We start from the raw sequence: 23913 nt of genomic DNA, 5'->3' as shown, positions 1-23913 counted from the left end.
TCCTACTCGGCAGCACTCTTCCGCCCGACGAGCAGGGCGGAAAGCGGTCGGAACGGCTGCAACCAGGCACCCTCGTCGGGCAGTGTGTCGAGGCTGACCCGAGGCAGTGGCTCCCGGAACACGCCGGGGATGTCCTCGAGATCGACGAAGTCCAGAAGGTCGGACGCGACCGCCCAGCTGGCGTGCTCGCGGAACCCGAGTATCTGGACCGGAATGCCGGTCGCGGCGATGTCCTCCAACGGTTCGCGAAATGCTTGACCGTCGGCGGAGGCGACCATGACACCGGCCAGCCCCTCGCCGTGACGAAGCGCGATGTGGTCCAGCATGTCGGAGTCGACGTCGCTGTCCTCATCGATCTTCGGCTTGGCGAACACCGCGAATCCCACATTACGCAAGGCTTCGACCCACGGTCTCACGACATCGGCGCTGCCAGCCGCGATGTTGGTGAAGACCGTTGCCTCGGGTTCGAGTGTGTCGGTGCCGGACGCGGACAGTTCCGCGGTCCGGGAGAGCAACCAGCGGCCGAGTGCGTCGAATCGTGGCCGGTAGGCGGCCGTGGGCCTGCCGCCGAGGATGGCGCCGAGACCCATGTCGAGGTTGGGTGCGTCCCAGACGAGAAGGACCCGCTTCTGGTGGCGCCCGTCACGTGCACCCACCGCGGGAGATCCTGACGACACTGCGGTGCCTGCCGGGGCGGTGCCGGCTGTGTCGGTGTACTGCTCGCTGACGCTCATGACCTGATCTTCCCCCAAATCAACTCGGTGATCGCACTGCCGACCTGGTGGGCCTTGTCTTCGAACTTCGTCACCGGACGCTCGTGCGTCATGGGTGATTCCCAGTCGAGGGAGGTCAGGAGGGGTTCCGCGTTGCCTGCCTCGGCGATGGCCTCGGCGTACTCGGCGTGATCTGTTGCGACATGCAACACACCGCCGGCTTTCAACCTGCTCGCGATCAGGGCGAAAGTGGGAGCCTGCAGCAGGCGCCGCTTGTGATGGCGGGCCTTCGGCCACGGATCCGGGAAGAAGACACGGACTCCGGTGAGCGATTCCGGTTCGATCATGTTCTCCAGGACATCCATGGCGTCGCCGCGCAGGACCCGGATGTTCGGGATCTCGTCCCGTTCGATCTGTTGAATCAACTGTGCGAGCCCGGGCCGGTAGACCTCGACGGCCACGAGGTTCACGTGCGGTTCGGCCTTCGCCATCGCCGCGGTGGCGGTACCCGTGCCCGAGCCGATCTCGAGGATCAGGGGCGCGTCCCTGCCGAACCACGACGGCGCGTCCAGGCGATTGTCCGAGACGTCGGCGCCGATCACGGGCCACTGCCGGTCCCACGACTCCTGCTGGGCGGCGGTCAGGGCGCCCCTGCGCGAGCGGAAACTTGTCACCCTCGGGTGGAGACGGGACCCCTTCGAGTCCTTCGTCTGCCCCTCCTCGGGGACGGCGGGTGCATCCTGATCAGCGTGGTTCACCGGACCATTGTCACGCATGAGGGGCGTTTCTGGCATACGGGTCTGAAGTTCACCTTGAGACTTTTTCGGTAATCCGGTGCCCAGCCTGCACGGTTGCCCACGCCGATTCGGGGCGAGTCTGACAGAATCGGCGCGGGACGAAGGGGGGTGACTGCGTCATGGGCACTGCAGATGCCGGGGGCGGAATACTGACGGATCTCGCCGCAGAAGTAGCGGCACTGGACGAGGCCGGCGGCGACCGGGTGCGCGCCGCCGTCGCGGCGTTTCGGGCGCCTGTCCGGGTTCAGACCGCCGGTCGGGCGGGTGTGGGCAGGTCGACCGTGGCCGCCGCGCTGACCGCTGGTGGCATCGACGGCGCGGTCGTGGAGGAATCGGACGCCGTCGACGTGCCGGGCGCTCCCGACCCGGTGCTGGACGGCGACGTCGTGGTCTACGTCCTCGTCGAAGCGGTGCGCGACGCCGACCGGGACGCCGTGCGGAACCTGGACCCGGCGCAGGCCCTGTTCGTCCTCAACAAGGCGGACACGGTGGGCGCGTCGCGAGTGCCCGCCGACGCCTGGGCGACGGCGACCGCGCGGGTTGCCGAATGCTCGGACGAGGGCGGCCTCCCGGCTCTGCCGTTGATCGGCACGCTCGCGACCGCGGGGACGTCCTCGGAGTCCGGGATCGGTGCGGTGTCGGCCGCGGTCGCCGACCGGGTCGCACGAGTCCGGGCGCACCGCGGTGAGATCCTGCTGAACACGCTGCGGTCGCAGGCCGCGCGCAGCCTCGCGTCCCGCGACGTGCTGGAGCGGTACCTCGCCGGCGACCACGCGGTTGCTCTCGGCGCCGCCGCGGCCCGGCTCCACCTCGCCGACTGCATCGCGGACGAGCCGGAACCGCCGCGCACCGCCGCGGACGCCGGCCGGTGCGCGGACTGGTGGCGGGCGCAACTCGCCCGCCAGCCGACGGCCCGCAGGCGCCGGGCGGTCGTCGACATCCGGCGCCACTACGTTCGCGTCGGACGGCAGCTGAGCGGCAGCCCCGGAACGTGACGACACCGCAGTTGTCCGATCTGCCCGCCGAGACCGTCGACGTGGTGGCGCGATGGAACCCGGACGCCGTCGCCCGGCTGAAGTCCGGGGGACCCGCGCAGCGAGGTGTCCTCGTGGCGGGGCCGCGGCGCGCAGGCAAGACCACTCTCGTGCGCCGGCTCCGCGCGCTCGACGCGCCCGCGCTCGCATTCGTGGAGGATCCGCTCGACGCCGGGGTGGTTCTGATGGTGCTCGACGCGTCGGCACCACTCGGACGGGAAGAGCTGTCCGTTCTCGACGTCGTCGCGCGACCGGCGTGCCCCGTGGTCTTCGCGCTCACCAAGACCGATCTCCACCGGGACTGGGCGGGCGTGCGCGAACGCAACCGGACCCTGCTCGCCCGGCACGCGGCGCGTTTCGCCGACGCGGAGATCCACCCGGTCGCGGCCGGCGGATCCGGGGTGGAGGCGGTGCTCGCGGCACTCCAGAGGGCCGCCCGGGACGAGGCCCGCGACTCGCGCCCCGCCGCCGAGGCCGTGCTCGAGCAGACCCGGCGGATGATCGCGGCCACCGCCCGGTCCGTGCGGGAGACCGAGCCCGGCGCGGAACTGCGCGCCGAGCGGGTTCGCGCGCTGACGCTGCGCGACGGCGGACGCACGGAACGGGTCGCCCAGCTCCGCGGTCAAGTCCAGCTCGCGAAGGTCGAGTTGCTGCACGAGGTGGCATCCCAGGTCCGCGCGGCCGGAACGTCGGCGCGTTCCGAGATCGACCGCGCAGGCCGCGGGACCCTTGCGGACTATCCCGGCCGGCTGGCCGAGATCGTGCGAGAGAGAAGCGGTGCGGTCGACACCGCGGTGACCGGGCGCCTCGACGACCTGCGGTCGCGTGTCGGCGTCGCCGTCTCCGATCCCGAGGCCGCCGCTCCGCTGGCGGAACCGGTGGTGCCGGAAGGGCCCGAACCGCGGCACCGCGGACTGGAAGACCGGATGACGATCCTGATCGGTGCGTCCGCCGGGCTCGGTCTGGGCAGGCTGGTGGTCTCGCCGCTGTCGATGGTGCCCGCCCTCGACATCGCGACCATCCCGCTCACCCTCGCGCTGGGCGCGGTCGCGGCGTGGTGGCTGACGCGGTCGCGCGCGCACGTCGCCGAGCGTGCCCACGTGCGGCAGTGGGCGACCGAGGCGCTGGTGCACGTGCGGTCGCAGTGGGAGCAGTTCGTCCTCGCCCGGTTGCTGGCGGCGGAGACCCGGGTGAGTGAGGCGGTCATCGCCGAGAGCAGGGTCGCCGCCCGGGAGGTGGACGAGCGGGTCGCCCGGATCGACGGTGAACTCCGCCGACTGGCCGCGCGACGCAGCGGGCAGTTGTCGTCGTGCGAACGCGACCTCGCGGCGGTCGACCGGGGACTGCAGGAGGTCCGCAGGCCGGCCGGGGAACCGAATCGGCGCGGCGAACGTCTGAATACATAGGTGCCCGACCGATGTTCGCCCGTTTTTATGTGGGATCGTGTTGAATTATCTTGATATGTCTTGTTTTGGGCGGGAAACCGGTCCGAAATACGAAGGGAGACCGCGGTGGCGACGACTGAGAGTTTTCTGGTCCCGGACGTGCCGGACCTCGATCCGAACACGTTCGGCCACGATTCCGGGCCGGTCGCGCTCACCGATCCCACCCACGACATCGACGGCGACGGCGTCCTCGACACACAGACCTTCGACGCGGGCGATGTCGTCGTCATCGCCTCCGACCTCGACTCGGACGGCGACGCAGACCATCTGACGTTGATCCACGAGGACGGCGACTACGCGTCGTGGCAGTTTCACCGCGACGGCGACGGCGTCGTGCACTGGGAGCAGACCGATGGTGGGACTCTCGGTATCGGCTGACCATCCCCGAAATCCGCACTCCAGACGCGGGAAAGGCTCCTGACAGGGCTACTGAATCGTTTCTGTGACCATTCCAACCGCACCCGATTCCCCGAGACGGGACTCGCGGCGTTAACCTCTAGGGATAGGACACCCGGCGCCCGCGTCTTCCATGTGGCATGGACGGCCTGGCTGGACCCCGCCGAGAGGGGAAATCGGACCGTCTGGCACACGCTGCGAGGCTCTCTCAGCGGACGGCAGATGGTCCGGTTCCGGCTCACCCCAGGAGAGTTTGATGACCTCAGCGACCATTCCCGGTCTGAACGGAACTGACGGCACGCCCCCCACGGAGCACAGTGAGCTGCTCGCCTGGGTTCGAGAGGTTGCCGAACTCACTCAGCCCGACCGCGTCGTCTTCGCCGACGGCTCGGACGCAGAATGGGATCGACTGACCGAGCAGCTCGTCGCGGCCGGCACGTTCACGCGACTCAACGACGAGAAGAAGCCGAATTCGTTCGTCGGCAACTCGGACCCGTCGGACGTCGCACGCGTCGAGTCCCGCACCTACATCTGCTCGCGGGAGGAGATCGACGCCGGGCCCACCAACAACTGGATGGACCCGACGGAGATGCGGTCGCTCATGACCGACCTCTACCGCGGCAGCATGCGCGGACGCACCATGTACGTGGTGCCGTTCTGCATGGGTCCGCTCGGGGCTGACGACCCGAAGCTGGGTGTCGAGATCACCGACTCCGAGTACGTCGTCGTCTCCATGCGCATCATGACGCGCATGGGCACGGCCGCGATGGAGAAGCTGGGCAAGGACAAGCCGTTCGTGAAGGCGCTGCACTCGGTCGGCGCACCTCTCGCCGAGGGTCAGGCCGACGTCCCGTGGCCGTGCAACGACACCAAGTACATCACCCACTTCCCCGAGGACCGCGAGATCTGGAGCTACGGTTCCGGCTACGGCGGAAACGCTCTGCTCGGCAAGAAGTGCTACTCGCTGCGCATCGCGTCGGCGATGGCCCACGACGAGGGCTGGCTGGCCGAGCACATGCTGATCCTCAAGCTGATCTCCCCGGAGGACAAGCCGTACTACATCGCGGCCGCGTTCCCGAGCGCCTGCGGTAAGACCAACCTCGCGATGATCCAGCCCACCATCCCCGGATGGCGCGCCGAGACCCTCGGTGACGACATCGCGTGGATGCGCTTCGGTGAGGACGGCCGCCTGTACGCCGTCAACCCGGAGTATGGGTTCTTCGGCGTCGCGCCGGGCACCAACTACGGGTCGAACCCGAACGCGATGAAGACGCTCGAGGCCGGCAACTCGCTGTACACGAACGTCGCGCAGACCGACGACGGCGACGTCTGGTGGGAGGGCCTCGAGGGAGACCCGCAGCACCTCGTCGACTGGAAGGGCAACGAGTGGACGCCCGAGTCGGACGAGAAGGCCGCGCACCCGAACTCGCGTTACTGCACCCCGATGTCGCAGTGCCCGATCCTCGCCCCCGAGTGGGACGACCCGCAGGGTGTGCCGATCTCCGCGATCCTGTTCGGTGGACGCCGTAAGACCACGGTTCCGCTGGTCAGCGAGTCCTTCGACTGGCAGCACGGCACGTTCCTCGGTGCGACGCTGTCGTCCGAGCAGACCGCTGCCGCCGAGGGCGCCGTGGGCACCGTCCGCCGCGACCCGATGGCCATGATCCCGTTCATCGGCTACAACGCCGGCGACTACCTGAACCACTGGATCAACCTCGGCAAGCACGCGGATTCCGAGAAGCTGCCGAAGATCTTCTACGTCAACTGGTTCCGTCGCGGCGAAGACGGCCGCTTCCTGTGGCCCGGTTTCGGCGAGAACTCCCGCGTGCTGAAGTGGATCGTCGACCGCATCGAGCACAAGGCCGGCGCCGAGTCCACCCCGATCGGATTCGTTCCGACCGCAGCCGATCTGGAGCTCGGCGGCCTGGACGTCAACGGCAACGACGTCGACGAGGCGCTCAAGGTCGACGTCGACGAGTGGAAGCAGGAGCTGCCGCTCATCGAGGAATGGTTCGAGTTCCTCGGCGAGAAGGTGCCCTCCGGCATCCGTGACGAGTTCGAGGCCCTGAAGCAGCGCCTGGGCTAGTCCCTCCCCGGTGACCGAATGTCACAGTGGTTCAGTTCGCCTGAACCGCTGTGACATTCGTCGTTTCGGGGGAGGTCTCTGTAGTAAACGCATACCATTCGGTTTGTAAAAGCCTCGATTCTCGAAGCTCGCACGCGACGAAAGGATTGCAGATGCAGACAGGGACCAGCAGGGGCATGAAACGACTCGCCGGAGGGGCCGCACTCGCTGCCGCAGCCGCCGCCACCGTAGCCATGACCATGCCGGCGACCGCTTCCGCAGCGACGGAAGTGCAGCCTCCCACCGTGGTGACCGCGGTCGACGGAAGCACCCTCGACATCACCGTCACCAACCCCAACGTCCTGAATCTGCTGGACGCCCAGTCGTGCGGCGCCGTGGCATTCGACGCCACCAAGCTGCCCGCGGTACTCGCGGACCCGACCGTCGTTCTCGAACCGGGATTCGTCGCGTGGGCCACCAACCCGATCGAACGCGTTCTCGCGAACGCCACGGGCGACGCGGTCAAGACGTTCACCACTCCGGAACTTCCGGACGGCGCCTACGCGGTCCTCGGCGAATGCCTGTCGCTGACCACCGTCGCCAATCCCCAGACCACGATGCCGCAGATCGTCCTCGTCGGCGGCCCGCTCGGTGGGGTCCAGTTCGGCAGCTAGGCGCTTCGCGCCCGTGAGTGGTTGAGGAGTCTCTGGACTCGTCAACCACTCACGGGCGGCGGAGCCGCCTACCCCGTGTAGCCGGGCGGCATGAGGACGGACTTGGTCTCGCAGAACGCCTCGAGCCCTTCCGGTCCGTTCTCGCGGCCGATGCCGGAGGCCTTGTAGCCGCCGAACGGTGATCCCGGATCGAATGCGTACCAGTTGATGGCGTACGTGCCGGTGCGGATCTGCTTCGCGACGGCGAGTCCGTGGTCGATGTCGGTGGTGTACACCGAGCCGGCGAGTCCGTAGTCGGAGTCGTTGGCGATCTTGATCGCCTCGTCCTCGGAGTCGTAGGGGATCACGGAGAGGACGGGCCCGAAGATTTCCTCGCGGGCGATCGTCATCGAGTTGTCGACGTCCGCGAAGATGGTCGGCTCCACGTACCAGCCCTTGTCGAGGCCCTCCGGGCGGCCGCCGCCGAGCACCACGCGGGCACCCTGTTCCTTGCCCTTGGCGATGTACCCCTCGACGCGGTCGCGCTGCTTCTCGGAGATCAGCGGCCCGAGTTGCGCGGCCGGGTCGGACGGATCGCCGACGGCCATGAATCCGGCACCCGCGACGAGGGCGTCCAGCACTTCGTCGTAGCGGGACCGCGGGGCGAGGATCCGGGTCTGCGCGACGCACGCCTGCCCGGTGTTCATCAGCCCGGACATCACCAGCATCGGCATCGTGGACGCGAGGTCGGCGTCCTCGAGGATGATGGCCGCCGACTTGCCGCCCAGTTCGAGGGAGCAGCGCTTGAGGTTCTGCGCGGCGATGGCCCCGATCTTGCGGCCGACGGGACTGCTGCCGGTGAACGTGATCTTGTCGATGCCGGGATGCGAGACCAGGTATTCACCGGTCTCGGCGCCGCCGGGCAGAACGGAGATGACGCCCTCGGGGACCCCGGCCTCGGCGAAGATCTCGGCGAGAACGTGTGTGGAGAGCGGGGATTCGGGTGCCGGCTTCAGCAGCACGGTGCAGCCGGCGAGCAGCGCCGGGGACAGTTTGTTGACGGCCAGGAACAGCGGGACGTTCCAGGCGAGGACCGCGGCCACCACACCGACCGGCTCCCGCAGCACCTTCGTCTGGCCGAACACGCCGGTGCGGGTCTGCTCCCACTCGAATTCGTTCGCGAGACCGGCGTAGAAGTTCAGCGTCGCGAGCGACGGCGTCTGCTGCATCATCCCGACCATCGCGGGCGGCTGACCCATCTCCGACGAGATCAGCGCGTTGAGGGTCTCGCCGCGCTCCTCGATGAGCTTCGCCGCCTTCGCGAGGATCTCTCCGCGCTCCGCGGGAGTGGTCTGCGGCCACGGACCTTCGTCGAACGCCCGCCTGGCGACGGCGACGGCGTCGTCGATGTCGGCAGGCGACGCGACGGGACAGCTGCCGACGCGTTCCTCGGTGGCCGGGGAGAACACTTCGAGCACCTGGTCGGTGGCCGGGGCCACCCACTTGCCGCCGATGTAGAGCTTGTCGTAGTCGGTCATGAGTCCATTCCTCGTGTCGTTCCCCCGGTCAGGAGGCGGTGTCGGTGAAACTGTCGAATCCGTATCGTGCGTGTGGCCCGATCGCCGCGACCTCGAACAGCCCGGTCCCGACGACGGTCTCGCCGCCGTCCTCGAGCCGGAATCGGGTGAGATTGTCGACGGGGCAGAACATCCGGAGTCCCGGCTCGATCTCGGACGCCCGTTTGCGCAGCCCCTGCACCACGAGTTCGCCCTGCCACATGCCGTGACGCCAGTCGGCCTCGAGTCCGTACCCGGTGCCGATGCCGATGTAGTTGGGAACCAGCAGTTCGCAGGTGACGGTGACGACCTCGCCGGTCGGCCGGTGGAAACTCAGCGACGCCGACGTGACGTCGCGCGTCCCGGGCTCGAATTTCAGCTCGTGTTCGGGTCGGCCCAGCCATTCGGGTTCGCGGTCGGCGTCCGGCCAGATGCGGACGGCCTCCTCGACGATGCGCCTGCCGAGTTCGTCCTCCTGCAGGACGACGGAGACGGCGTAGTCCTCGAACTGCATCACCGAGTAGATCCAGAAGAAGTTCTGGATCCCGTCGACCGCCCGCCGTCCGGGCGGCTCGGACTCGCCGACGGGACGCACTCCCCACGACCGGTCGCGGTTGCCGCGCCAGGTGTCGGGGGTGACGGGGCGGCTCTGCCCGTCGATCGTGAGTTCGCCTGCCCAGGTACCGGTCTGGACGAAGCGGCTCGTGTTGAACGTGACCCGCTCGAGTTGCCTGCGGAAGTGGCGGGGCTCGAGCGTCGCGGGGATCGCGCCGTCGAAGGTGAGGTCGAAGGAGAGGTCGTAGTCGCCCGGTGCGAGCACCACGCGCAGGCGCTGCAGCCCCTCGAGGACCTCGACGCGGAACGGTCCGACGGTGCTCTCGGAGCGGTCGTGGCCCAGCGCCGCAGACCCGCGGACGACGATGTGGTCGTCGCCGCGGCGGAGCACCGCGAACGCGTCCGTGACCGCGAGGTTGGGGTACTGGCCGAGACCGATGATGAGGAACAGGTCGGACTCGGCCGAGGGATAGCAGTTGAAGTAGTAGCGGTCGTAGAAGTTGCGGTCGGACGTCGCGACCCGCCGGATGGGTTCGGCCACCTGATGGATGGGGTAGTCGTCCATCGGGGACAGCGGGTTTCCGGCGTAGTCGGCGGTCATCGGATCTTCTCCCAGTACGTGCCGTCGAGCATCGCCTCGAGCGAGGCGCGGTGCATGATCATGTCGTCCGGATCCTCGGGGGCGACGGCCTGACCGAAATGGATGGCGCGCTCCTGAATTCGCAGCATGATCGTGGCCTGCCGCAGGGCCGCGTAGGCGGTGTAGTACTCGAGATCGCGGGGCGCGTGGCCCGTCAGTTCCTCGTACAGGGCGGCGAGGTCGTCGAGGCGCAGGAAGCCGGGCATCCCGTCGAGTCCGGCGGCCGCGGCGATGTCCTCGAAGAACCGGTGCAGGTACGTCATCCAGCCCAGGTCGAGTTCGCGGGGCCCGAGCGTGGCCATCTCCCAGTCGAGTACGGCCACCGGCCGGAAGTCCTCGAACATCATGTTGCCGATGCGGGCGTCACCCCAGCAGAAGACGGCGGGGGAGGAGTCGTCCGGGAGGTTCTCCTCCATCCACGCGAAGCCGCGTTCGATGAGCGGGGACCGGGGGCCGGACCGGGTCGTCCATTCGTAGTAGTCACGTTGCTGCCGGATGTGCGCGGCGAGCGCCTCGGAGACGGTGGGGCCGGCGCCGGGCAGCCGCAGGAACGCGAACCGCTCCCACGGCCGGTCGATGTCGTGCAGTTGCGCAAGCACATTCACGGCACTGTGCTGCAGCAGTGCACGCTGCTCCTCGGTCGCCTCCGTCACCCACGACCCGAAGTTGTAGGGCATCACGTCCGGCGGAACCTGCCCGGAGACGCGGGCCATGACGAAGAACGGGGCGCCCAGCGGCCCGGGATCGGGCTCGGACCAGTAGACGACCGGGACCGGGACGGCGGAGTGTTCCCGGACCTGCGTCATCGCCTGGAACTGTCCGTCGAGGTCGTAGTCGGGGAAGACGGGCATCGTCGTGTCGGCGGGCGCGACGCGTGCGACCAGCGGGTGCACCTCGCCCGACCAGGTGGCGTCGAACAGGATGGTCTCGCTCGACATGCCGTTGGCGTCGGGGAGATGGACGTGGGTGACCTCGGGTGCGGCGTCGGAGGGCAATTGCGCGGCGAGCCAGCGTTGGAGCGCCTCCCGCAGCACCTCCGGATCGCGACGGGAATCACTGGGCCTGGCAACTTCGGACTGGTGATCGGAGTCGTCGGCAGATCGGGTTGCGCTCGTGCTCACGGTCACCTCCTCTCCTGAACGTGGTGTGACCCTGAACACTAGAACACGTTACAGAATTTCGGAACAGGTGAGGAGATTCCGCTGTGTCAGCCCTCGCCGGCGGCCAGGACTGCCGCCCCGACGAGCGTGCCCGAGGCGCCGAGTTCCGCGGGCACCACGCGCAGATCGGCGACGAAGGACAATCGGGCGTGACGGGCCGCGGCCCGGCGCATCGGGTCCCACAACGGCGGCCCTGCCTGCGCGAATCCGCCGCCGATCACCGCGAGATCGACGTCGAGCAGAGCCGCGGCCGACGCGATCGCCTGCCCCAGTGCGGTCCCCGCGCGGTCGAGGGCGGCCACCGCGACCTCGTCACCGTCCGCGGCGGCCCGCGCCAATTCGACGCCCGTCGTTCCGCGCCATCCGCGGGAGCGGGCCCAGCGCACGGACGACGGTCCGCTGGCGACCGTCTCCAGGCACCCGACCCCGCCGCACGTGCACGGGTCGGTCCCGCCGGGAACCACCATGTGGCCGATGTGTCCCGCGTTGCCGGTCCGGCCGGTGGCGATGCGACCGCCGAGGATCACCCCGCCGCCGATGCCGGTGGACACGACGAGGCTCAGCAGGTCGGGGGCGCCGCGACCGGCGCCGTGGTGATGCTCGCCGAGTGCGGCCGCGGCGCCGTCCATGGCCAGTCGCGCAGGGACGCCGGGGAAGAGGTCCTGCACGGCGCCGACCAGGCCGAATCCGCCCGCCCACTCCTCGATGTTGATGGGCGACACGGTGCCGGCGACTGTGTCGACCGGTCCGGCGCAGGCGATGCCGACCGACGTGATCTTCGCGCTTCCCGCGACCTCGCGCAGCAGGGCGGCGCACGCGGCCGCGACTCCGGCCGCCGGCGTGGGAGTGGTCACAGGGTGCGGCACCGCGCCGTCCGCGCCGACGATCCCGGCGGCGATCTTGGTGCCACCGATGTCGAGTGCCAGCGCGACCACGGTCAGCGCTTCCGCATCACGAGAACGAGATTGCTCACCAGGAACTCCCGCAGTCCGGGGACGCGCACCATCCACCACGCCCAGCGCGGGTGATAGCGGGGGAAGGCGGCCAGCAACTCCGCGTCCGGGGTGCACCGGGCCCACCGAAGCCCGTCGGCCGCACCCACTTTGAACAGCGACACACCGTAGCGGTTCTTGGGTTCCCGGCCGTTCCTGCGCAGGTAACGCCGGGCGGCGTACTCGCCGCCCAATGCATGCCACGGTCCGGTCTCGTGACCGCCGAACGGGCCCCACCACAACGTGTACGACAGCACCATCAGGCCGCCGGGTTTCGTCACGCGGATCATCTCCTCCGCCATTGCCCACGGTTCGCTGACGTGCTCGGCGACGTTGGACGAGAAGCAGATGTCCACCGACGACGTCCGGAACGGCAGTGCCAGCCCCGACCCACGGACGGCGCCGCCCACCGCGAGCCCCGCGGCGTGCATCTCGGACGGATCCGGTTCCACGGGAACGTACCGAGCGCCGGCCTGCTGGAACACGTCCGCGAAGTAGCCGGGGCCGCCGCCGACGTCGAGGACCGTCGTGCCGGTGAGATCCGCGTCGGTCAGACCGCCCCACAGGTCGCCGATCAGTTCGACGGAGTCGCGGGCGAGGGCGCCGTAGAACAGGTCGGGCGCGGTCTGTTCGTGCCGGAAGTCGCTGAGCAGGCCGAACGACCTCTTCAGGGTTGCCCGTCGACCGAATCGCCGGGTCACGGGAGGCGTCGTCACGAGACTGAACCTTAGCGAGTGGAGCCGCCGGGACGGCAATCCGTTCGCGGTGGCTGCAACATCGGGTGGAATACGACCGATAGGGTGTTCGGGGACTACAGCGGCGAACGTCCCGCCCCGAGACCACGAGTACCGCACCGACCACAGGAGTATATGAACGTGCGAGAGGTTCTGCTGCTCTGCTGGCGCGACACCGGTCACCCGCAGGGTGGCGGCAGTGAGCGGTACCTCGAGGAGGTCGGCGCCCAGCTCGCGGCGCGGGGAATCAAGGTCACCCTCCGTACCGCCGGTTACCGCGGCGCCGCCAAGAAGGAGACCGTCGACGGCATCGAGATCAGCCGGGCAGGCGGACGGTACAGCGTCTACCCCCGCGCCCTCGCCGCGATCGCCGCCGGCCGGCTCGGGTTCGGGCCGCTCCGCGGCATCCGGCCCGACGCCGTCATCGACACCCAGAACGGCATCCCGTTCTTCTCCCGCGTCGTCGCAGGCGCACCGGTCACGCTGCTCGTCCATCACTGCCACCGCGAGCAGTGGCCGGTGGCGGGCCGGTTGATGGGCAGGATCGGCTGGTGGGTGGAATCCCGGCTGTCGCCGCGCACCCACCGGGACGACCAGTACCTCACCGTGTCGCTGCCGTCCGCCGACGAACTCGTCGAACTGGGAGTGGAGCGCGAGCGGATCGCGGTGGTGCGCAACGGCGCCGACGACATCCCCCTCGGCGTGGACATCGGCGGCGCCGACACGAGGACCGCGCACCCCAGCGTGTGCGTGCTGTCACGGCTCGTGCCGCACAAACAGATCGAGGACGCCCTCGAGGCCGTCGCCGCCCTGCGCCCCACGATCGCCGACGTGCACCTCGACGTCATCGGTGGCGGCTGGTGGGAGCAGAACCTCCGCGACCGCGCGCACGAGCTGGGCATCGGCGACGCCGTCACGTTCCACGGGCACGTCGACGAGACCCGCAAACACCAGTTGCTGTCGCAGTCCTGGGTGCACGTGATGCCGTCCCGCAAGGAGGGTTGGGGTCTCGCCGTCATCGAGGCAGCGCAGCACGGCGTCCCGACCGTCGGCTACCGCAGCTCCAAGGGCCTCACGGATTCGGTCGTCGACGGCGTGACCGGCGTTCTGGTCGGCAAGGCGGAGGCGGCGACGGCCGACGTCGCCGACCTGACCGCGGCGGTCAAGACGCTCCTGCTCGAGCCCGAGACCCGCACGGTGCTCGGTGAGAAGGCACGCGTCCGGGCGGGTGAATTCTCCTGGAAGCACACCGGGAACGGCGTCCACGAGGTGCTGGCCGGCACGGCCGCGGGCCTGCGCACGTCAGGGCTGGTGTCGCCGGCGCTGGCGCGTCCGGGCCTCGAGCACGCCCGCGCCGAGTAGACCACCGGCCAACAGCATCGCCCACAGCACGTGGGCCGCGATCACGGTCGCGCGCGCCCGTCGGGTCGCCTCGTACGGCGCGACGTCGCCGTCGACGCGGTACAGCTCCAGATGCTCGTCCGAGAACTGTCGCTCCAGCCCGGACAGGGTGGTCGCGGATTCGCCGCGCGGTCCGGGCGTGTCGCGCTCGACCAGAACCCATCGGACGCCCAGCGACGCGAGATCGGCGGCGGAACCGCCGGTGAGCAGCACCCGTTCGACCTGCTGCGCCCGGGACCCCTCGCCCCCGACGCTGCCGCCGGCCACCACCAGCTCGCCGGTCTGCAGGACGTCCTCCGGCAGCATTCTCGGGGCGGGGTCCAGGACGGGAGCGGAACTGCTGTAGGGGAACTTGCGGAACATGCCGGTGGGCAGGACGGCGACGTCCCCGCTGGTCGGGTCGTCGTCCAGTTCGGCGGCCAGCTGCCGCCACGACGGCGGATAGTGGACCGGGCGCAGGGAGCCCCCGACGCCCCACGCGAGGTCGGGGAGGGCGAGCAGCACGATCAGGACGGCCGAGACTGACCAGGTGACCGGGCGCCGCAGCACGGCGGCCGCGGCGGCGAGCGCATACAGCGGGGCCGCAAGCGCCACCCACTTCTGCGCGTCCCGGAGCAACCCCGCGCCGGGGACGTGCTGCACCGACCAGCGGCCGGCGTCGAGACCCCACGCCGTCGCGCCGAGCGTCGGCAGCAGCACCGCGAGCAGTGCGAGCACGGTCAGCGCGGCCACTGCGGGATGCCGTCGACGCCGCCACAGCGCAGGGAGACCACACAGCACGACACCGAGCAGCAGGACCGTTCCGACCAGGGCGAACAGGGTGGTCCGGGTCTGCGGGACGGCGGTCTCGTTCCAGACGCCGCCGAGCCCGGCGAGACTGCCGGGCGTCGCCAGACCCGGTTCGGCGCGGGCCGCGAACGCCGCGACCCCGGCGGGATCGGAACCGTCCCCGCCGCCGCCGGACAGAGCCGTGGCCACCAGCCACGGCGCGCTCGCGGCGAAGAACAGGCCCAGCGCACCTGTCAGACGGAGCCCTCGGGCGGAGCGTCCACCCGGGCAGGCGAGGACGGCCAGCGCCGTCACCGCCGCGAGCAACACCCCGGTCGGTGTCAGACCGGCCGCGGCGAGGCAGACCGCGAGGGCGAACCACCCCTGCCGCCGACCGCGCCGGATAGCGACGGCCGCGCACACCGTCCACGGCAGCGCTGCATACCCCGTCAGCAGACTCCAGTGACCCTGCAGCAGTCGCTCGGCGACGTACGGGTTCCACACCGTCACCGTCGCGGCCACGAGTTGCGGCCCGAGCCCGGCGGTCGGCAGGACTGTCCGGACCATGCGGGCCGCGCCCCAGCCCGCCGCCCACAGGGCGAGCAGCAGGATCGCCTTCACCACCAGTCCGCCGTTGACGAACGCACTCAGCGCGGCCAGGAGGGCGTCCTGCGGGACCGCCCGCGCGGCGGCATCGGTGAGACCGAGCGCCGAGTCCGTGCGATACGACCGGGGAGTGCTCACCGCGTCACGCAGCAGCAGATAGCCGGGACCGAGCAGCGGACCGAGGATCAGTAGCGCCAGGACGAGGCTGTAGACCGCCGCCACGAACGGTGCTCGGCGCCGGACGGTCATGGGCCGTCACGATACGTGGTGCATCGACCCGGCCCGCACGGCACGTAGTGCATCATGGGCGAATGCCACGCCAGACCCTCACCAGCTCGGCGGTCGCCGGGGTGACGATGGTGACGGCCGGCTCGATGACCGCGAATATCGCGTCCTACCTGCTTGCCTGGGCGGCGAGCGCCTGGCTCGGCCCGGCGGGTTACGGGGAGTTCGCGAGTCTGCTCGCCGCCCAACTCGTCCTCGCCGTCCCCGCGCTCGCACTGCAGACCGTCGTCGCCCGCGAGGCGGTCCGGGGCAAGGGTGCACACGCGCTCCGGCTGCTGGGGTACCGCTGTGCGCTGATCGTCGCGGTCGCGGCGACGCTGCTCACGCCCCTCGTGTCGTTCGCCCTCGACACCGGGATGCTCGCCACGTTCTCGGCGCTCGTCACAGCGCCCGTCCTCGTCCTGCTCGCCACCGAACAGGGACTGCTGCAGGGTTCGGCGCGGTTCGGCCCGCTCAGCGTCGTCCTCGCCGGAGCCGGAATCGCAAAGGTCGTTCCCGCGGTCGTGGTGCTCGCCGTCGGCGCCGGGCCGGGACTCGCCCTCGCCGCCAGCGCGGTCGGCACCGGCCTGGTGGCCCTGTGCGCCCGACTGTTCGCAGACTCCGGGATCACCGGGGAATCGAGCACCCGGATCGGCGTCGCGGCCGTGCTGAAGGCGTCGCAGGTGCAGTTGGCGCTGATCGCGCTGTCGTCGATGGACCTCGTGATCGCCCGCATCGTGCTCAGCAACGACGACGCAGGCCTGTACGCGCTGGGTGCCGTCGCCACCAAGGCCGCGTTCTGGCTGCCGCAGGCCGTCGGGGTGGTGCTGTACCCGCGGATGGCGAATCCCGCGCACTCCGCGCAAGCGATCCGCTCGGCGCTCGCCGTCCTCGTCGGACTGGGCGCAGTGCTCGTCGCGGGTGTCGCGGTGGCCGCCCCCCTCGTCCCGCTCCTCGTCGGGGACGCGTACCGCCCTGTGCAGTCGCTGCTGTGGCTGTTCGCGCTCCACGGCGCCTGCCTGGCCGTCCTGCAGGGCGCCCTGCTGTCCGCCATCGCGGGGGAGCGGACGTACCTCGCCGTCATCGCCTGGATCGGCCTCGCCGTCGAGATGACCGCCATGCTGACCCTCGCGTCCACGATCGGGCAGTTCATCGCCGTCGCCGTGACGGTCGCGTCGAGCACCGCCCTGGTCGCGAGTCTCTTCGCCGTGCGCAGCGCGCGACGTGACGCACCCGCGATCTGACATCGGCCCGGTTCGACAGGCCCCCCGACACGACAGCCCTGACACGACGAAGGGGACCTCGGTGAAAAACCGAGGTCCCCTTCGCACCGGACTACGTGGCGTCCGGTTGTCGCGCTCTACCGCTCGTCGTATCGGCGCGGATCTGCGACGGGAATCTCCTCCGTCTTGTCCGTGGTCCAGTCGTGCTGCTCCGTGGGAGCCTCCGACTTGCCCAGGTCGACGTGGCGTCCACCACCGCTCTGCGGGACGTCACCACCGTCGGCCGGTGCGGGCTGCTTGCCCTTGCCGCCGCGCAGCGCCAGGAACAGTCCTGCGATCAGGGCGATGAGACCGAGGATGCCGGCGATGATCGGCACGGTGCGACCGAACGTGCTGAGCTTGTCCATGCCGTCCTTGGCCTGCTGGACCTGGTACTCGATGGTCTGCTCGTTGAACGGCAGTTCCACCTTCAGGACGTCGATCTCCGGCTTGTCCTTGTTGCGGGCGTAGTACTGGTGCAGCTGCTCCTGGCCCTTGACGACGACACCGGTCTCGGGCTCGACCCACACGTCACGCACGTTGGTGTACCAGCGGGTCATCGTGACGGGGAGGGTGCCGCCGGGGACGCCCCACGTCTCGGCGGGCAGTGTCAGCTTGTTGGTGGGCGAGTTGACGACCTTGGACAGGTCGACCGGCGCGATCGTCTGGCTGTAGTGGTACACCTTCAGACCGTTGATCTCCGTCTCCTCGACGAAGTCGATGTCCTGGGTGGCGCGCGCGTTCAGATCGAAGTAGGGGTAGCTCTTCTTCTCCGAGTCGAACGGGAACTTGTACTGCAGTCCGTCGCGCGGAACTTCCTCGGCAGGCTGGTTGGGCTGCGTCTGGATGGTGCCCACCGGGTCGTTGGTCGGCATCGAGGTCTTGCGGTCGACGGTGTTGCGGTCGACGATCGCGGACAGCAGTCCGGTGTCGCCCTGCTTGTCGGTGCGCCGGAGTGTCTGCCCCGCCTGGAGAGTGACGACGTCCGCGTTCGCCGGGTCCTCGGTGGTGACGTAACGCTGTGACACCAGTGGAACGTTCGTGTTGACTTCGGTCTTGCCTGCGAGAAGAGCCTGCGAGTTGAGCACGCTGCCGGAACCTTCGGCGATCGTGGTCACTTCGAGGTCCAAGGGCGTCTTCGCCAATTTGCCCACCGTGTAGGTGGGAATGAGAATGGCGACGGCCAAGAGGAAGGCACCGAGGCCCACCAGAATGCAAGCAAGTATCCGGCTCGGCCCTGAGCGCTCCGCCATGCTTTCTCTCCTAACCCAATTCTGTCGATTGAGATTCCCCCACCGGCAGCACGGCTGCACGGATCGCATGGAGCCCACATCGACACCACGTGAGGCAAAACACTAACAGTCTCGAATGCGCATTTGCCCCATCGGATAGTAAACGCACCGGCCGTTCCGCAGCGAAGTGACCGGGACGGAGTTTTCCGTCACAGGGCCCGGACCAGGCACACTGTTGGTGATGAGCACCCCGGCCACGATCTCGCCCGCGCCCGCGGCGACCGCTACTCCGCGCAGTTTCATTCCCGCACTGGAGGGGATGCGCGGTCTCGCGGCGCTGGGGGTGCTCGTGACGCACGTCGCTTTCCAGACGGGCGCGACGCACGTGCCGGTCCTCGGCCGCATCTGGGGACGATTCGATCTGGCGGTGGCGGTCTTCTTCGCGCTGTCGGGATTCCTGCTGTGGCGCAGCCATGCCGGGGCTGCGCGGGGGATGGGTTCCGCCCCCGGCGTCGTCCGGTACTGGATTTCGCGGGCGACGCGCATCCTGCCCGCGTACTGGGTCGCCGTGGCCGTGGTGTTGACGTTCCTGCCCACCGCCAACGCGAGTTACCGCACGTGGTGGGCGAATCTCGGTCTCGTGCAAGTGTTCGTGCCACTCACTCTCACCGACGGTCTGACCCAGATGTGGAGTCTGTCGGTGGAGGTGGCCTTCTATCTGGTGCTTCCGCTGCTGGCCCTCGCACTGGTCCGGCTACGGGGTCCGGCTGCGCGGCTGCGTGTTCCGGCGATCCTCGCGTTGATCGCGGTGAGCCTGACGTGGGCATTCGTACCGGTCTCGACGCCGGGCGGCATCCACCACGACAACTGGCTGCCCGGATACCTGCCCTGGTTCGGAGCTGGGATGTTGCTGGCCGAACTGGCGGTGAGCCCACCCGGGCGGATGCACCGCTGGGCGCATCACCGCGTCCGGATGTTCCTCGTCGCCGCAGTGGCATTCGCGCTCACGGCGACCGACCTCGCCGGGCCGGAGGGGCTGGTGCGTCCCGAACCCTGGCAGTACGCCGTCAAGATGGCGCTCGGCGCCGTCATCAGTTTCGCGTTGATGGCACCGCTGGTGCTGTCCGACAGGTCCACCCACCGTTACCTCGCGAGCCCGCTCGCTCTCGCGGTGGGCCGCTGGTCGTACGGCATCTTCATCTGGCACCTCGCGGTGCTGTCCATCGTCTTCCCGGTGTTCGGGCTCGTCCCGTTCTCCGGCCACTTCGTCTACATCCTGTTCCTGACGACGGTGCTGAGTGTCGCGGTCGCGTCGGCGAGTTACGCGTTGGTGGAGGAACCGGCGCGCCGCGCCGTCAAACGCTGGGAGGCGCGCGCGAGCAACGCCGAACGTCCGAGCGGCAGCACGGCCAGTCCGGTCGCGACGAGCGCGAGCAGCAGCGGGAACTGAACGAGGAACGAGTGCCCGACGTATCCGCCGGGCGCACGCCACGGCCCGGTCGAGAGCATCGCCATGCCGAGCATCGTCGACGCTCCGGCGACCCCGACCAGCACGCGCGCGGTGGTGGCGGTTCCGCGCAGCCGGATCAAGACCACGGCCAGCAGCGTCGCCACGACCGTCGTCACCGCGCCGACGGGACCGCCGATCACGGTGGCGGCGGCGAGGATTCCCAGCCACCCGGCCGTTGCGCTACCCCAGGTCCGGGGTGCCGGGCCGGGTTCGCGCTCACGGGCGCGACGCGGCCACAGCGCGGCGGCGAGCAACGGGATCAGCAGCAGCAGGCCGCCGAAGATCCCCAGCCGATACCAGTGGTCGGTGGGGAAGTCGAGGGTCACCGTCCCCTCGGTTCCCGCGGGCAGGATCCATCCCTGCTGCCAGCCGTCGACGACGACCGGCGTCAGTTCGCCGCCGTCCGGGGCGGTGGCCACCCAGCCGACGTTGGTGCTCTCGGGGACGACGACGAGGCGCTCGGTGTCAGAGCGGGGCACCGTGAGTTCCCGGTGGTTCTCCGTCCACGCGATGGTCGACACCTGCTCGGCCGGAACGGCCTGTGCCTGCGGTCCGGCGTCGAGGCGCAGACTGTCGACGAAGAACGCCGACCCCGGGTCGACCGTCACGTCCTGTGATCCCGCCGCCAGCGGGACGGGGCCGGGACCGTCGCAGAGCGTCGCGGGAACCGGGTCGCCGGAGAGCAATTGCCCGGCGGTCGCGGTGACGCTCGTGCGCACCGGCTGCCCGCCGATCGACACGACCGGCCCCTCCTCGCAGGGCACCGTGACCGGGCGGTCGCCGGCGTCGTCGACCGGACCCGAGCCGGGCAGCAGGACGCCGTCCTCGCCCAGCACCCCGACCTCGGCGAGTCCGGCGGGCTGCAGCTGGGCGAACCCGAGAGCGTTCTGGTCGAGGGTGCTTTTCCAGGACACGAGGCTGAGCACGATCCGGTCGGTCACCCGGGGGTCGACCGTGACGGTCCCGTCGTCCTCGTTCACGTCGCGCACCTGCGGTCCGTTCCCGAGGTCGACGGCGACCCGGTCGGGGGCGGCGGGCAGGGCACCCAGGCTGGGCGTCAGCTGCAGGCCGGTGACGAGCGTGGGTTCGGGAAGATCGATCGTGAGGGTCGGTTTCGCGCCCTTGCCGCTGGTGGTGTCCTGTTTCGCCGACCAGCTGGTGCGTGGATCGTTGTCGGTGGCGGCGAACGCCGAGCCGCGAAGGTCGGTGATGTTGCTGGTTCCGTGGGCGGACGGCCGATCCCGTTGCGTGAGAACATCCTCCAGCGGTGCGCCCTGCCGGGCCCGCAGTGTGAGCTGCGGCGTCACCGCGGTCGGTTCGGGCACCGACAACGTTCGCTCGAACGCGCCGACCTCCTCGGGGGGCAGGACGAAGGCGTTGCTGCACCGCACCCGGTCCGGGGCCTCCGCGCACGCGTTGCGGCCGGGGAGCTCCTGGCTGAGGTCCCAACCCGACACGGACGCGCCCTCGGGGGTGGGAGGCAGCACCGTCCGGTACCGGATCGGCACGGTGACCGGGGCGTCACGCTGGGCGAAGTCCTCGACCGATACCTCGCTGATACCGAACTGCGTTCCCGGGGAACCGTTCTCGGTGCGGGTCGCGGTGATCCGCACCCACGGGGTGACACCACCGGGAACGGACACGGCGATCGGTTTGCCCGGGGCGTCCACCTTCACGGCCGTGCTGCCGTTGGGCGTCGACACCTCCATCCAGCGGACGGGCGCGCCGATCGCGGCCGGGCTCGTCGTGATGTGCAGCAGCGAACTGGTGAGCGGGGTGTCGAAGTCGATCTGGAGCCACTGACCCAGCGCCCGCTCGATGCCGTTGCTGAACCAGCCCGTCGCCGGGTCGCCGTCGACGGTTGCGGCGGCACTGCTGGCGGGCGAGGAGCCGCCGAGTTGGGTGGCGTCGGACGCCGCACTCGACACGCTCAGCGTCGCGCCCTCCCACTGGCCCTCGACCAGCGGGGTGTCCGCCACGGGGTAGTCGGGGACGTGATTGAACGTGCGGCGCGCATCGTCCGGGGTCCGCAGCGCCGAACTGTGATTGTCGACCTGGCCGTAGTCGGTTTCGCGGTCCCGGGGCGTGTCCGTGACCGTGACGTCGTCGACGGGCAGTCCGGCGCGCTTCGCGTCCGCGGCCAGCAGGACAGGTCCGGTTCCGGGCAGGGTGCCGTTCTCCCGCAGGCGCTGCAGCGATTCCGGACCGCCCTGCACGCGGGGGATGCCGTCGACGTTCGCCGTGTAGGGGCCGCTCATTGCGGGCGATCCGTCCGGTGTCGACACCTCGAAGATCTCGATGGCCGGATATCGCGGCCGCAGGTCGCTGTCGATGACGAGGCCCTCGACGTCGCCGGGGCCGATGTCCTCGCCGAACTCCGCGACCCGGGTGAATCCGGGAGATCCGGTGACGGCCTGGTGCGCGAGCAGTGGGCGCGTCGACCGCGACGTCTCCGGGTCGAGGTCGTTGCGGAGGACGAGGTAGTGGATGCCCTGGCCGAGCAGGGTCTGCGCCATGCCGTCCGAGGGCCGGCCGTCGGCGATCAACCGCTGGATCGAGTCCATCGCCCGGATGGTGCCGGGCGGGGTGAGCGGGACGGCGTCGCGGGACGCCCACGGCGTGGACGCCAGAGCCTGCATCGGCTCGTCGCGGGTGAGACCCCAGAGCTGGCTGCCGAACGGTGCGCCGGGCACCACGAGCGCGCGCTCCGCGTCCGAACCGTCGGGGCTGGTGCCCCCGGCGTTGTCCTCCAGCCACGACGCGGCCTGCTGCCAGTAGTCGGGGACGTCGGTGTACGTGCCCCGCGGTGCGAGCTTGCCCGTCCACGCCAGCGACGTCGCGAGGGTGAGGGCGACCAGCACCAGGCTGGTCACCGCGACCATCGGTTCACGCTCGGGATGCGCCACCGCGCTGCGCCACCGCGCGAACGGCACGGACCCGGGCAGCGGCACCTTCGCCAGGAGATGCGCCAGCCCGAGCACGAGCGGGAGCCGGACGAGCGGCTCGAGTTTGTGCACGTTCCGCAGGGGCGCCCCGGTGGAGTCGAGGAACAGTCGCACCTGCTCGGCGAACGGGGAACCCAGTTCGCCGATGTACCCGGCGGCGAGTCCGGCGACCCCGACGAACAGGATCAGGGTGAGACGACCGCGGGCCGGCATCGACCGCATGCACAGTCCCGCGAGACCGGCGGCGGCGATGAGCCCGGTCGCGGCGACCGCGGCGGGCTGGGTGACGAGGACCGCGCCTGCGATGCGTTCGGGGGAGACGAACGGTGTCCAGCTGTCGGTGCCGCGGAGGATTTCGGCGAGGGACGTCCACTGCGTCGTCACCCCGGACGATTCGATGTAGTCGAGGAACGGCGGGCTCACCTTGCCGAGCAGCAGCAGCGGCACGATCCACCACAGCGTGGCCAGCGCCAGGAACGGGAACCACCACGCGGTGAACGTCCACCACCGCCGGTTGGGGCGGTGGGAGATCCACCACAGGCCTGCGACGAGGCACGCGGCCACGGTCGCGACGGCGTTGACCGCACCCATCAGCGCGACGGCCAGCGCCGATTGGGCCGCCAGCCGTGCAGGTGAGCGCCAATGTGCGTCCCGGGACGCTTTGCCGCTCACGTGGGAGAGGGCGACGACGACGGGCAGAAGGACCCACGGCGCCAGCATCATCGGGAGGGTTTCCGACGAGATCGAACCCAGGGTGGTGAGGACGCGCGGGGAGAATGCGAACGCGATACCGGCGATGACGCGGGACGAGCGGCTACCGGCGCCGAGCGCCTCGGCGAGGCGGACGATGCCCCAGAATCCGGCGACGAGCAGCAGTGCCCACCACACCCGCTGGGTGATCCACGCCGGGACGCTCAGGACGTCGCCGAGCGCGAAGAACGCGCCGTGCGGGAAGAAGTATCCGTAGGCCTGGTTCTGCACCTGGCCCATGGGGGCCTGGCTGCTCCACTGATGGGACGCCCGTTCCAGGAATCCGATCGGATTCTGGGACAGGTCGTACTTGGTGTCGGCGGCGAGCCGGCCGGGGGTTTGGAGGAACGCGAGAAGGAACGCTACGACAGAGGCGCCGAACAGCCACCGCCGCGACAGAGGCTCCGCCGAGGGCGCCATGGCCGCCGACTCGGG

At 69.9% G+C, this 23913-nt stretch carries 17 protein-coding genes and 1 pseudogene; 8 read left to right on the top strand and 10 right to left on the bottom strand.

The genetic code is table 11. The features are described 5' to 3' along the window. Positions 1-2: 2 nt before the first annotated feature. Both BLV94_RS18990 and trmB read right to left on the bottom strand, forming a co-directional pair. A complete protein-coding gene (locus BLV94_RS18990; RefSeq protein ID WP_072947533.1) occupies positions 3-734 on the bottom strand; it encodes an NYN domain-containing protein in 732 nt (243 codons plus the stop codon). Further along, on the bottom strand, positions 731-1507 hold the full coding sequence (trmB, locus tag BLV94_RS18985) for a tRNA (guanosine(46)-N7)-methyltransferase TrmB (RefSeq protein ID WP_174705561.1): 777 nt from the start codon (positions 1505-1507) through the stop codon (positions 731-733). Before trmB ends, BLV94_RS18990 begins: the two co-directional genes overlap by 4 nt. Positions 1508-1629: 122 nt before the next feature. On the opposite strand from trmB, the gene BLV94_RS18980 reads away from it, so the two are divergent. The 5 genes from BLV94_RS18980 (at position 1630) to BLV94_RS18960 (ending at position 7124) form a co-directional block, all read left to right on the top strand. After that, on the top strand, positions 1630-2505 hold the full coding sequence (locus BLV94_RS18980) for a hypothetical protein (protein WP_072947531.1): 876 nt from the start codon (positions 1630-1632) through the stop codon (positions 2503-2505). Then, positions 2502-3950, top strand: a complete 1449-nt coding sequence (locus tag BLV94_RS18975) for a GTPase Era family protein (RefSeq protein WP_072947530.1) — start codon at positions 2502-2504, stop codon at positions 3948-3950. Before BLV94_RS18980 ends, BLV94_RS18975 begins: the two co-directional genes overlap by 4 nt. Before the next feature lie 105 nt (positions 3951-4055). Further along, a complete protein-coding gene (locus BLV94_RS18970) occupies positions 4056-4367 on the top strand; it encodes a DUF6802 family protein (protein WP_072947529.1) in 312 nt (103 codons plus the stop codon). A gap of 274 nt (positions 4368-4641) precedes the next feature. Continuing rightward, entirely contained in the window at positions 4642-6471 is a 1830-nt protein-coding gene (locus BLV94_RS18965; RefSeq protein WP_072947528.1) for a phosphoenolpyruvate carboxykinase (GTP), read from the top strand. Positions 6472-6623: 152 nt separating this feature from the next. Continuing rightward, positions 6624-7124, top strand: a complete 501-nt coding sequence (locus tag BLV94_RS18960; protein WP_244163633.1) for a hypothetical protein — start codon at positions 6624-6626, stop codon at positions 7122-7124. 68 nt (positions 7125-7192) lie between these two features. Here BLV94_RS18960 and BLV94_RS18955 read toward each other — a convergent pair whose 3' ends face one another. The 5 genes from BLV94_RS18955 to BLV94_RS18935 form a co-directional block, all read right to left on the bottom strand. After that, positions 7193-8641: an aldehyde dehydrogenase gene (locus tag BLV94_RS18955; protein WP_072947526.1), complete on the bottom strand. Its 1449-nt coding sequence runs from the start codon at positions 8639-8641 to the stop codon at positions 7193-7195. Between the two features lie 28 nt (positions 8642-8669). Further along, a complete protein-coding gene (locus tag BLV94_RS18950) occupies positions 8670-9815 on the bottom strand; it encodes an Rv3169 family protein (protein WP_072947525.1) in 1146 nt (381 codons plus the stop codon). Continuing rightward, on the bottom strand, positions 9812-10981 hold the full coding sequence (locus tag BLV94_RS18945; RefSeq protein ID WP_072947524.1) for a phosphotransferase family protein: 1170 nt from the start codon (positions 10979-10981) through the stop codon (positions 9812-9814). Before BLV94_RS18945 ends, BLV94_RS18950 begins: the two co-directional genes overlap by 4 nt. Positions 10982-11061: 80 nt before the next feature. Beyond that, the gene (locus tag BLV94_RS18940; RefSeq protein ID WP_072947523.1) at positions 11062-11949 is read right to left on the bottom strand and encodes an ROK family protein; all 888 of its coding nucleotides are present in this window, start codon (positions 11947-11949) and stop codon (positions 11062-11064) included. Between the two features lie 2 nt (positions 11950-11951). Further along, positions 11952-12707 (bottom strand): class I SAM-dependent methyltransferase, encoded by a 756-nt coding sequence (locus tag BLV94_RS18935; RefSeq protein ID WP_072947522.1) that lies wholly within the window; start codon positions 12705-12707, stop codon positions 11952-11954. Positions 12708-12881: 174 nt separating this feature from the next. On the opposite strand from BLV94_RS18935, the gene BLV94_RS18930 reads away from it, so the two are divergent. Continuing rightward, positions 12882-14102, top strand: a complete 1221-nt coding sequence (locus tag BLV94_RS18930) for a glycosyltransferase family 4 protein (RefSeq protein ID WP_072947551.1) — start codon at positions 12882-12884, stop codon at positions 14100-14102. Here the strand turns inward: BLV94_RS18930 and BLV94_RS18925 are convergent. Continuing rightward, positions 14043-15764 (bottom strand): MmpA family trehalose lipid delivery protein, encoded by a 1722-nt coding sequence (locus tag BLV94_RS18925; protein WP_072947521.1) that lies wholly within the window; start codon positions 15762-15764, stop codon positions 14043-14045. The genes BLV94_RS18930 and BLV94_RS18925 overlap by 60 nt on opposite strands. A gap of 62 nt (positions 15765-15826) precedes the next feature. Between BLV94_RS18925 and BLV94_RS18920 the strand changes: the two genes are divergently transcribed. Beyond that, positions 15827-17023, top strand: coding sequence for a polysaccharide biosynthesis protein (locus BLV94_RS18920; protein ID WP_072947520.1), 1197 nt, complete (start codon positions 15827-15829; stop codon positions 17021-17023). Positions 17024-17139: 116 nt separating this feature from the next. On the opposite strand, the gene pgfA is transcribed toward BLV94_RS18920, so the two are convergent. Then, positions 17140-18294 carry a cell envelope lipid trafficking protein PgfA gene (pgfA, locus tag BLV94_RS18915; RefSeq protein WP_072947519.1) on the bottom strand — a complete coding sequence of 385 codons (1155 nt, stop codon included), beginning with the start codon at positions 18292-18294 and terminating at the stop codon, positions 17140-17142. Between the two features lie 220 nt (positions 18295-18514). On the opposite strand from pgfA, the pseudogene BLV94_RS18910 reads away from it, so the two are divergent. Then, a pseudogene (locus BLV94_RS18910) lies at positions 18515-19570 on the top strand (acyltransferase family protein); the annotation flags it as partial. A gap of 23 nt (positions 19571-19593) precedes the next feature. Here the strand turns inward: BLV94_RS18910 and BLV94_RS51820 are convergent. Next, positions 19594-23898: an alpha-(1->3)-arabinofuranosyltransferase gene (locus BLV94_RS51820; protein ID WP_074933769.1), complete on the bottom strand. Its 4305-nt coding sequence runs from the start codon at positions 23896-23898 to the stop codon at positions 19594-19596. Between the last annotated feature and the right edge of the window lie 15 nt (positions 23899-23913).

This window comes from Rhodococcus koreensis (assembly GCF_900105905.1).
Classification (GTDB): domain Bacteria; phylum Actinomycetota; class Actinomycetes; order Mycobacteriales; family Mycobacteriaceae; genus Rhodococcus_F; species Rhodococcus_F koreensis.
The sequence above is the reverse complement of the archived record's forward strand: the minus strand, read 5'-3'. Positions and strand labels throughout refer to the sequence as shown.